Source organism: Hymenobacter coccineus (genome assembly GCF_001816125.1).
Classification (GTDB): domain Bacteria; phylum Bacteroidota; class Bacteroidia; order Cytophagales; family Hymenobacteraceae; genus Hymenobacter; species Hymenobacter coccineus.
In genome coordinates this window covers 1-10,043 of record NZ_MDZA01000083.1, presented here as the reverse complement: position 1 = coordinate 10,043, position 10,043 = coordinate 1, and the positions used below count along the sequence as shown (strand labels likewise).

General features: G+C 62.4%; 10 protein-coding genes and 2 pseudogenes. 7 read left to right on the top strand and 5 right to left on the bottom strand.

The window, feature by feature from the left end; genetic code table 11:
- The 5 genes and pseudogenes from BEN49_RS27645 to BEN49_RS30805 form a co-directional block, all read left to right on the top strand.
- A pseudogene (locus BEN49_RS27645) lies at positions 1 to 875 on the top strand (hypothetical protein); the annotation flags it as partial.
- Positions 824 to 1,207 (top strand): hypothetical protein, encoded by a 384-nt coding sequence (locus BEN49_RS26645; RefSeq protein ID WP_125916565.1) that lies wholly within the window; start codon positions 824 to 826, stop codon positions 1,205 to 1,207. The pseudogene BEN49_RS27645 and the gene BEN49_RS26645, both read left to right, overlap by 52 nt.
- A gap of 207 nt (positions 1,208 to 1,414) precedes the next feature.
- Complete coding sequence (locus BEN49_RS06400; protein WP_125916563.1) at positions 1,415 to 1,798, top strand: hypothetical protein; 384 nt, start codon at positions 1,415 to 1,417, stop codon at positions 1,796 to 1,798.
- A 39-nt stretch (positions 1,799 to 1,837) separates the two neighbouring features.
- Positions 1,838 to 2,250: pseudogene (locus tag BEN49_RS30810) on the top strand (NAD(P)-dependent oxidoreductase); the annotation flags it as partial.
- Positions 2,251 to 2,274: 24 nt separating this feature from the next.
- On the top strand, positions 2,275 to 2,724 hold the full coding sequence (locus BEN49_RS30805) for an NAD-binding protein (RefSeq protein ID WP_369073205.1): 450 nt from the start codon (positions 2,275 to 2,277) through the stop codon (positions 2,722 to 2,724).
- A gap of 391 nt (positions 2,725 to 3,115) precedes the next feature.
- Here BEN49_RS30805 and BEN49_RS06390 read toward each other — a convergent pair whose 3' ends face one another.
- Positions 3,116 to 3,754 carry a fasciclin domain-containing protein gene (locus BEN49_RS06390; RefSeq protein WP_070742228.1) on the bottom strand — a complete coding sequence of 213 codons (639 nt, stop codon included), beginning with the start codon at positions 3,752 to 3,754 and terminating at the stop codon, positions 3,116 to 3,118.
- 148 nt (positions 3,755 to 3,902) lie between these two features.
- Here BEN49_RS06390 and BEN49_RS06385 point away from each other — a divergent pair, with 148 nt between their 5' ends.
- Complete coding sequence (locus BEN49_RS06385) at positions 3,903 to 4,370, top strand: peptidylprolyl isomerase (protein WP_070742227.1); 468 nt, start codon at positions 3,903 to 3,905, stop codon at positions 4,368 to 4,370.
- Positions 4,371 to 4,457: 87 nt separating this feature from the next.
- Here the strand turns inward: BEN49_RS06385 and BEN49_RS06380 are convergent, their stop codons facing one another.
- Positions 4,458 to 6,005 carry a sigma 54-interacting transcriptional regulator gene (locus BEN49_RS06380; protein WP_070742226.1) on the bottom strand — a complete coding sequence of 516 codons (1,548 nt, stop codon included), beginning with the start codon at positions 6,003 to 6,005 and terminating at the stop codon, positions 4,458 to 4,460.
- A 141-nt stretch (positions 6,006 to 6,146) separates the two neighbouring features.
- Positions 6,147 to 7,250: a vWA domain-containing protein gene (locus BEN49_RS06375; RefSeq protein WP_070742225.1), complete on the bottom strand. Its 1,104-nt coding sequence runs from the start codon at positions 7,248 to 7,250 to the stop codon at positions 6,147 to 6,149.
- 107 nt (positions 7,251 to 7,357) lie between these two features.
- On the opposite strand from BEN49_RS06375, the gene BEN49_RS06370 reads away from it, so the two are divergent.
- The gene (locus tag BEN49_RS06370) at positions 7,358 to 7,639 is read left to right on the top strand and encodes a DUF427 domain-containing protein (RefSeq protein WP_070742224.1); all 282 of its coding nucleotides are present in this window, start codon (positions 7,358 to 7,360) and stop codon (positions 7,637 to 7,639) included.
- Positions 7,640 to 7,739: 100 nt separating this feature from the next.
- Here BEN49_RS06370 and BEN49_RS06365 read toward each other — a convergent pair whose 3' ends face one another.
- Positions 7,740 to 8,729, bottom strand: a complete 990-nt coding sequence (locus tag BEN49_RS06365) for an NADP-dependent oxidoreductase (RefSeq protein WP_239691839.1) — start codon at positions 8,727 to 8,729, stop codon at positions 7,740 to 7,742.
- Positions 8,730 to 8,834: 105 nt separating this feature from the next.
- Positions 8,835 to 9,815, bottom strand: a complete 981-nt coding sequence (locus BEN49_RS06360; protein WP_070742222.1) for an acyl-ACP desaturase — start codon at positions 9,813 to 9,815, stop codon at positions 8,835 to 8,837.
- Positions 9,816 to 10,043: the final 228 nt, after the last annotated feature.

The following is a 10,043-nucleotide window of genomic DNA, read 5'->3' as shown; positions in this document are numbered from 1 at the left end:
CTACGCCCCACTGCCAGCAGCAGCAAGCCGACGTAGCCGCCTGGCTGGCAGCGGAGCTGGGCGGGGGTCCCGGAATGCCCGCGCTGCCCCTGGGCGGCGCAGCGGTATTTGCCACGCCTGTCACATTCGGCAACGAGGCCGAGGAGCACCTGCGCCAAACGGCCGGCGACTTCCAGCTCGTGCGGGGCCCCGCGCAGTTGCCGCGGCGCTTGCAAACCGCCCGCGCCGAAGCCCAGGCCCTCGATGCGGAGGCGCTAGGGGCCCTGGCCCAGCGCTGGCAAGCCGCATTTGGCGCGGAGGAAGCCCCGGTTTTACCCGAGCAGTTTGTCGCATCATTGGGGCCCCTAGCAGGTTTCTGGGGGCAGCAGGTGCGGCAGCTGTGGCAGTGGCTGGGCGCGGCCGACGTACCCGCCGACACACCCTACGGCGACGCCCCGGCGGCCGCCCTGGCCCAGCACGAGCAGTTGCGCCGCGAGTTGCTGGCCGAGCTGCACCAGCACCGGCAGGCCGCCGCCCGCCACCAAGCGGCCCACGAGCGGGAATTTGCCCAGCTGCGCGCCCAACTGGCCCGGCCTGCCCCGCCCCCGCCGAGTTGCCCGGGCCAGCTACCCAGGCCGCCGCGTGGCACACCGAAGCCGCCGCCCGCAACCAGGCCCTCGACGTGCGGATTCAACAGCTCGGGCACCTCATCGAGCAGCTGCGGGCCCAGGCGGCAGCCCCCGCTGGCCACGCCCCCACGGCGCTGGCGCCCCCCGCCGGGCCCCGGGCACAGGCCGCCAGGGCCCCAGTGCGCCGGGCGGCCCGGGGCCCCTGGCAACTGCCGATGCAGCCCCGGGTGGCCGCCCGAGCCGCGGTGCGGCTGTCGGCCGGGCTAGCCGTGGCGGCGGGCCTGAGCGTGGGCGGCTGGAGCCTGCTGCATACCTGGGGCCCCGTGCGGGTGGGGGCCCCGCAGTTGGCGCAAGTTGTGCCGGCCCCTTTTATGGGCCCAACGGATGCTTCGGATGAAGAAAGCTTGGTTGACTCGACGCAGACCCGGGCATTTTCAGACTCGGAGTTCATTCCGGCCATTGATACTGAACTGGCTATGCCTGACGAGGCTATTAATGCCAGCGAGGCAGCCAGCGAAACGCTGGCCCTACCCGCCTCCGATTCAGTACTGGGTGCGCCCGCGGCGGCACCGGTACCCGATTCGCTGGGGCCCCAGTAGGGTTATTGGTCAGCAGCCTGCCGCCGACCCTCTGGCGTCTTCAATCCTTTGGGCATGCAACGAAATAGGCCATTCGGAACTCCTCCGTTCACCTGTTCTCTCCTTCCTGCCTATTCACCGATTATGAAAGCCCTTTTATTCGCTGTGGCTCTCGGGTGCGCCGCCCAACTGACCACTGGGTGCAAGCACGACGCCGACTTGCAGCCCATGAGCGCTGCTACTAGCTACGACGCTTTTGCGAAAGCCCCTGGGCATTGGGAATGGGATAGGTCCGTCTTCGGTTTTGCCGGTGCCCGCACCCCGACTACGATGGGCTTCACCCGGCAGCTGGTATTTGGGGCGGATAGCGTACTCTACGTAAAGCGCAGCGGCCAGCAGTATTATCAAACTCGCTACCAGCTTTCTAAGCGGCCCAATGCTACTGCGTTCTTGCCGCTGATAACTTACGCTAACGAACCTGGCTTAGCCAACGACGACACCAAAACGTATGATTTGAGCCAGCAAAATGGTCGGCAGGAACTGTTCCTGATAGGCGAACGGGTTCCAGTTGATGGAGGCGCCATCGAAACCTACCACTGGGTAGCCGAGTAAACCGGGGCGAACCATTGGCTGCGGCCACTCCCCTTTTACATGGCAAAACTTGCATTCCTGGGCCTGGGCAACATGGGCTTGGCCATGGCCGCCAACCTGCTCAAGGCCGGCCACACCCTCACCGTTTATAACCGCACCGCCGAAAAGGCCGCGCCCCTGCAAACGCAGGCGCTACTGTGGCTACCACCCCCGCCAAAGCTGCCCGCGGCGCCGAAGCCGTGTTTACGATGGTAACCGACGATGAGGCCCTCACCGAGCTCACGACGGGCCCCGAGGGCCTGCTCCACGGCCTGGCGCCCGGCGCGGTGCACATCTCGTGCAGCACGGTGGCCCCCGCCACTACCACCCGCCTGGCCGAAGCCCACGCCGCCCACGGCTCGGCGTTTGTGGCCGCGCCGGTGTTTGGCAAGCCCGATGCCGCGGCATCGGCCAAGCTGTGGCTGGGCCTGGCGGGGCCCCCGGCCGCCCGCGCGAAGGTGCAGCCCTGGCTGGCGCCGCTGGGCCAGGGCGTGCACGAGTTCGGCGACGACCCGGCCGCGGCCAGCGTGGTGAAGCTCTGCGGCAACTTCATGCTCGGCGCGGCCATCGAGGCCATGGCCGAGGCCTTCACGCTGGCCGAAAAGAGCGGCGTGGGCCGCCAGCCCATCTACGATTTTTTAGTCGGCACGCTCTTCAACTGCCCCGTGTACCAAGGCTACGGGCGCATGATTGCCTCCAAAAACTACACGCCCGTGGGGGCCCTGCCGCCCATCATCCGCAAGGATTTCCGCCTCGTGCTCGACCATGCCCAGCAGCTGGCCGCGCCCATGCCCCTGGCCCAGCTCGTGCACAACCGCATGAGCACCACCGTGGCCCGCGGCGAGGACGACGTGGACTGGACCGCCTTCGCCCGCCGCGTATCGGAAGACGCCGGCCTGGAAGCGTAGGGCCCCTAGTTGTCAGCTATTAGAGCAGTTTCCAGGTTAGTGTACAGCGCAACGGGCAGTAGCGCGAACTTTGTAGTTCGCGTCGCTCGCTTCGTCCGGGCGATGGCCGGGCAGCGACGCGAACTACAAAGTTCGCGCTACTAGCCACTGACTCCGAAACCGCTCTAGAGCAGTTTCCAGGTTAGTGTACATGGTAATGGTACGGGTCGCCACGTACACTAACCTGGAAGCTGCTCTAGTTGTCAGTCGCCGAAGTATACCCGCTTAAATACCTTACCCGACCGGCACGACAATCTAATTATTTCTAAAACAGAAAAGGCCTCCAGCGTACTACTGCAGGCCTTTTCTGTTTCTATGGCCGTTGTATTAACAACCGGCAACTGATAACTAATTATTTCGCCAGCGGCAGCAGCACGCCGTCGATGACGTGGGTGACGCCGTTTTTCGAAATTACGTCGGCGATTTGCACGGTGGCGGGGGCGTCTTTGCCGTTGCCCACCATCACTTTGCCGTCTTTCACCATTACTTTCAGTTTCTCACCGTTCACGGTGGTCAGCTCTTGGCCGTCTTTCAGGTCGGCGGCCAGCAGGCGGCCGGCGATGACGTGGTACGTCAGCACGCCCTTGAGCTTGGCGGCGTTGGCGGGGGCGGTGAGGGCGGCCACGGCGGCCTTGGGCAGCTTGCCGAAGGCGGCGTTGGTGGGGGCAAACACGGTGAAGGGGCCCGTGCCTTTCAGGGTTTCCACCAGGCCGGCCTGCTTCACGAGCGACACCAGGGTGCTCACGCTCGTGGCGGCCGCGGCGTTGTCCACAATGTCTTTGTCGGCCGTCATAGCCACGCCGTCCACCATCACGCCGCCGGGCTTGGCCATGCGGGCCGAGTCGCCGCCCATGGCAGCCATGGAATCGGCGGGGTTGGTGGTCGTGGCGTCAGCCGTGGTGGCGGTTTCGGCGGGCTTGTCGTTGCCGCAGCTGGCCAGGGCCAAGGTCAGGGCGAAAGCGCCGGCGAGGGAGAGGAGTTGCTTTTTCATGAAAACCAGAACGGGAGAATATTGAATTGGTTGGGTACCATACGAATCAATCGGGGGCCCCGGATTGTTTAACCGTCATTGCCCGGGGCAGGCGCTTATTTTTGCAGCGCCCACTTCGGGCGTTTTCCCACCCATTCCCCGTTTTTCGATGAAAACTGCCGAAATCCACACCCCCAAGGGGGTCATGAAAGTCGAGTTCTACGAACAAGACGCCCCCAACACGGTCAAAAACTTCACCGACTTGGCCCAGAAAGGCTTCTACGACGGCACCACGTTCCACCGCGTCATCCCGAATTTTGTGATTCAGGGCGGCGACCCCAACACCAAACCCGGCGCCAAGGGCGCGCCCGGCACCGGGGGCCCCGGCTACAAAATCGACTGCGAAACCAGCGGCGGCCACCAGCACCACGAGCGCGGCGTGCTGAGCATGGCCCACGCCGGCAAAAACACCGGCGGCTCGCAATTCTTCGTGGTGCACTCGCGCGACAATACCGCCCACCTCGACCGCGTGCACACCGTGTTCGGCAAAGTGGTGGAGGGCCTCGACGTCATTGACCAAATCAAGCCGAACGACACGATTGAGAAAATCGTGGTGAAAGACGACAGCGCCGCGTAAGCAGCGAATTGCTCTTCAGTAAGAAGCCCCGCGCACCTTTCGGTACGCGGGGCTTTTTGCTGGCCTAAACCTAAAACCCTGGGGACCCTAGCGGCGGCGGCGGGGCTTTTCTTCCTCCTCGTCTTCGTCGTCGCCTTCGTCAAACTTGGGCATGGTGAACATCGACGAGAGCAGGTCCTTGAACTGGGCCCCGGCGGTGAGGCGGTTGCGCGAAATGAGGCTGTGCTCGCTCAGGCCGTGCAGCAGGAACTCCATCAGGAAGTAAGTCGTGTTGGCGTCCTCGTTGGGGTGCAGCTCCTTCACGATGTCGCGCAGGCCGGGCACTTGGTCCAGCGCGGCGTGGTAGTCGGCGTCGGAGGCGTCGTGCAGCAGGTCGAGGGTGTTGCCGCTGCCGAACCACTCCTGCACCGTTTTGTAGGGCGAAGTGCGGTTCTTCAGCTTCTTCGACTTGTCGGGGTCGGGGAAGTAGTTCAGGAACAGGGTGCGGATGGCCTTGCCCATGAGCTTCTCAGCCACGATGCCTGCGCCTTCCTGCTCGCCTTCGTACACCAACTCCACCTTGCCCGTGATGGCGGGCACGGCCGAGATGAAGTCGCCCACGCGCACGTAGGTTTTCGCCTCGCCGTTGATGAGGGCCCGGCGCTCGGCACCGGCCACCACCTGCTCGTAGGCCGAGATGGTGAGGCGGGCCGACACGCCCGATTTAGCGTCCACAAACTCGGAGCCGCGGGCCTCGACGGCCACCTGCTCCACCAGGTCGTGGGTGATTTCGTTGGTCGTCACCATGCCTTTCTGGTCCTCCTTGATACGGGCTTCCTGCTTGGTGATGCGCTTGCCGATTTCGATGGATTTCGGGTAGTGGGTGATGATCTGGGCGTCAATGCGGTCCTTCAGCGGCGTCACGATGCTGCCGCGATTGGTGTAGTCCTCGGGGTTGGCCGTGAACACGAACTGGATATCCAGCGGCAGGCGCACCTTAAAACCGCGAATCTGGATGTCGCCTTCCTGCAAAATGTTGAACAACGACACCTGGATGCGGGCCTGCAAATCGGGCAGCTCGTTGATCACGAAAATGCCACGGTGGGCCCTGGGGATCAGGCCGAAGTGGATGACCCGCTCGTCGGAATACGGCAGCTTCAGCGTGGCGGCCTTGATGGGGTCGGCGTCGCCGATGAGGTCGGCCACGGTTACGTCGGGCGTGGCCAGCTTCTCGGTGTAGCGCTCGTCGCGGTGCACCCAGGCCACGGGCGTGTTGTCGCCGTGCTCGTCAATCAGTTTTTTGGCAAACACCGACAGCGGCTGCAACGGGTCGTCGTTCAGCTCCGAGCCTTCCACGACGGGCATGTACTCATCAAGCAGGTTGATGAGCAAGCGCGCGATGCGGGTTTTGGCCTGGCCGCGCAGGCCCAGCAGGTTGATGTGGTGCCCGGCCAGAATGGCGCGCTGCAGCTCGGGAATTACAGTTTCGTCGTAGCCGAAGATGCCGGGGAAAACGTCCTCCTTGAGGCGGAGCTTGCGAATCAGATTTTCCCGCAGCTCGGTTTTCACCGAGCGGGATTTGTAGCCAGACTTTTTCAGTTGGCCCAGGGTGGTAATGTGTTGCGAATGATTGGTTGGAAGCTGGTCGTTGGCCATGAAAAGGGTTGGTTGTCGTTCTTTATCTGATAGAGGCGGCGCGAAGAAACTTGCCACGTCCGCGCCGGTAGCATTGGGGAGAGCTGGGAAAGGCCGCCATGGCAGGGTGCTTCCTTGTCAGCAAGACGGGAAATAGGGCCCCTACAGCGACTTGCGCCGGTTCTTTTTGTAGTCTTCAAACACCAAGTGGCCCAGGCCCTTCAGGCCCGAGTAGTAGGCCTTGCCCTGGTTCACCTCAGTGAATTCCTCCACAAACTGCTGGAGGTAAGGATCGGAGGTAATCATGAAGGTGGTGATGGGAATTTTGACGCGGCGGGCGGCAGCGGCGATGTTCAGCGTCTTATTCACCACCTTGCGGTCGAGGCCGAAGCTGTTTTTGTAGTACCCGTTGCCCTCCTTGAGGCAGGTGGGCTTGCCGTCGGTGATCATGAAAATCTGCTTGTTCGGCGTTTTGCGCTTGCGCAGCAGGTCCATCGCCAGCTCCAGGCCGGCCACGGTGTTGGTGTGGTAGGGCCCCACTTGCAGGTAGGGCAGGTCCTTCACCTCAATCTGCCAGGCGTCGTTGCCGAACACAATCACGTCGAGCGTATCCTTGGGGTACTTCTGCTTCACAAGCTCGGCCAGGGCCATGGCCACCTTCTTGGCGGGTGTGATGCGGTCTTCGCCGTAGAGGATCATCGAGTGCGAAATGTCAATCATCAGCACCGTACTCGTCTGCGACTTGTGCTCGTTTTCGCGCACTTCCAAGTCGCCCTCGGTCAGCATAAAGCCATCGTCCACGCCGTGGTTGAGCTGGGCATTGCGGATGGATTCAGTCATCTGGATCTGCTCCAGCGAATCGCCGAAGCGGAACTCGCGCAGATCGGTGCTCTGCTCGTCGCCCTGACCGGTTTGGGGCGTGCGGTGGTTGCCGGTGCTGCTCTTCTTGAGCTTGCCGAAGATTTCCTCCAGCGCCGACTTGCGCAGCTGCTGCTCCGACTTGGCGGTGATGTGGAATTCGCCCTTTTTCTGCTCGTCTTCGTCGATGTAGCCCTTTTTCTTTAGGTCATCAATGAAGTTGCCCATACCGTAGCCGTCGTCGGTCAGGCCGTATTGTTTATCGAGTTCGTTAAGCCAGGACAGAGCCTCGCCCACGTCGCCGGAAGTGATGGTAACCAGCTGCATAAACAGCTTAAAGAGCGACTCGAAGCCTTTTTCGGGCTGCTCATCGGGCACAAAATCGCGGAAGCGGAAGCCAGTGGCCATAAATTCGAGAGGATTCGGGAGGAAAGGAATAGGCCGCGAAAACAACGCCCGCGGCGGCAATGTTCATTTGCTGTACCTGCTTGCCCCCACCCTTCACCTTCCACCCCATGAAAGCCATCTGGAACGACACCGTCGTGGCCGAAAGCGACGCCACCGTTGTGGTTGAAAACAACCACTATTTCCCCGCCGACAGCCTCAAAAAGGAATATTTCGAGGACAGCATTGCCCACACCTCTTGCCCCTGGAAGGGCCGCGCCAGCTACTACTCCCTGCGCGTAGACGGCGAGCTGAACAAAGACGCCGCCTGGTTTTACCCCGAAACCAGCGAGGCCGCCCAAAACATCAAAGGCTACGTAGCCTTCTGGAAAGGCGTGAAGATCAGCCAATAAGTCATTTAACAGTTAGCAATTAACATTTAACAGCCGTTCAACTTGCCGCATTTGGCTTGATGAACGGCTGTTAAATGTTAATTGCTAACTGTTAAATGATTTACGGCACGATAACCACCTTACCAGTGGTATGCTTGGTTTCGATTTGCTCAAAGGCTTTTTTGACGTCGGCCAGGGAGAAGGTTTCGGCCACGGGCACTCGCAGTTTCCCGGCGTCGGCCAGCGCGGCCAGGTGGTCAAGGTCAGGCACGCTGGGCTGGGCCATTACGTGGGCGAAGCGGATGCCGGGGCCCAAGTCCAGCGCCTTGCCGTCGTTGAGGACCGAAATGAGGCGGCCGTTGGGCTTTAGGGCCCCCAGACTTTGGGTGAGCGTGTCGCCGCTCACGGCATCAAACAGCAGGTCTACGCCGTCGGGGGCCACTTTTTTCACAGCCTCGCCTACCGGGCCGGCCTTGTAATCGATGGTGAAGTCGGCGCCCAGCGCCTGCATGTAGGCCGCGCTCCTGGCGCTGGCCACAGCGATGACGGTGGCGCCCACGTTTTTGGCCAGCTGGATGGCCGTGCCGCCCACGCCGCCCGACGCGCCGAGGATGAGCACGGTTTCGCCCGCCTTCAACTGACCGGCGGTGATGACCGACTGGTAGGCCGTAAGGCCCGCTAGGGGCAAGCCGCCGGCCGCTTCCCAGGTCAGCTTTTCGGGGCGCGCGGCGAGGTAGCACTCGGGCACCACCAGGCGCTCGGCGAAGGTACCGTGCTGCACCACGGGGCGGCGCACGTAGCCGTACACCTCGGCCCCTTCGGCGAAGCGCGAGGCCCCATGGCCGCACTTTTCGACCACGCCGGCCACGTCCCAGCCCGGCACAGCTGGGAAGGCGTTGGGCACCACGGCCTGGAAGTGGCCTTCGCGCACCACGTGGTCGACGGGGTTGATACCGGCCGCTTTCACGCGTAGCAGCACCTCGCCTTCGCCCACTTCGGGCAGGTCTAGGGGCCCTACTTGGATTTTATCGATGCCGCCAAACTCGGTGTAGTAGGCAGCTTGCGTTTGCTGAGGCATGGGAATTTTGGGGTTGGGAATGAAATAGGGCACCGGCGCGGGTTTGTGGCGGCGGCCCCCTGGGCGAGCCTACTACGCAAAAAGCCGCCTCCCGGACAGGGAAGCGGCTTTTTCAACGCTAAGCAAGGCGCGGGGGCCCTACGAAATCCACTTAAACTTGTACTCCAGCTTGGGCACGGCCATGCGGTCGCTCACGCGGCGCAGGCGTGCGGGCAAGGCCATCACGTAATCACGGGCCTTTTCAGCGCGGCCGTTCAGGCCCGTGATGCTGCCAATTTTCCAATCCGCAATCAGCGTGTCGAGGATGTCGGTGTAGTCGGCGCTCGTGTACACGCCCAGGCGCTGGGCGGCGTCGGTGAAGTGGCCGTAGGTTTTGCCCATGTCAATGCCCAGCTCGCGCATGTAGTGGGCGGGCATCACAATTTTCTTGCGCATCATGTCTTCGAAAGCCAGCATCATTTCCGATGGGTCCACCTCGAAAATCTTCTCCACGAAGGTTTTGTAGGCGCGGGCGTGGCGGTTTTCGTCGCCGGCAATCATGCCGCAGATTTTGGAGAGGCCGTCGTCGCCGGCGGTGCGGGCGAGTTGGCCCACGCGGCGGTGCGAGATATTGGTGGCCATTTCCTGGTAGCTCGTGTACACGAAGGCGCGGTACGGGTCGTGAGCCGTGCCCAGGTCGAAGCCGTCGTTGATGAGGTACTGGGTGCTCACCTCGAATTCGCGCATGTTCACGCGGCCCGAGAGGTAGAGGTAGCGGTTGAGCAGGTCGCCGTGGCGGTTTTCCTCGGCCGTCCAGCCCCGGATCCATTGGGCCCAGCCGTTGTTGTCGTCGCGGTTCAGGTCGTCGAGCTCGTGGAACCAGGCCTCGTAGTTGGGCAGGGCCTCCTCGGTAATGGTGTCGCCGATGAGCACAGCCAGCAGGTCGTAGCTCAGGCCCGAGGCCTTGTCGCGCAGGTCTTTCACCTCGTCGAAAAAGGTATCGCGGCGCGAATCTGGCAGATAATCGGCTGGTTGCCAACTATCTTCCACCTTCTTGAGAAAGTTGTAGATATTTTCTTTGAGGAAACCCTCGAGGTGTTGCAGGACCTCGCTGCGCGAAATCATCGTGGAACTGAGCATGGCGCGGAAAGTCGAAAACGTGTGATTGTGATGAAGCAACGGTTTTCGGACCGCAAAGGTCCATTACCGGGCTGTTGGGTGGGGTACAACATTATGTTGTACGGCGCAGCCTATGGTGAGGATGCAGGCCGGGATAAACGCGCACCCGGGGCCCCGGGGAAATAGAAGTGCAAAGTAGTATCTGCGGCCAGCGCGGGGCCCCGGCGCAGGGCCCAGCGCTGGGGCGGG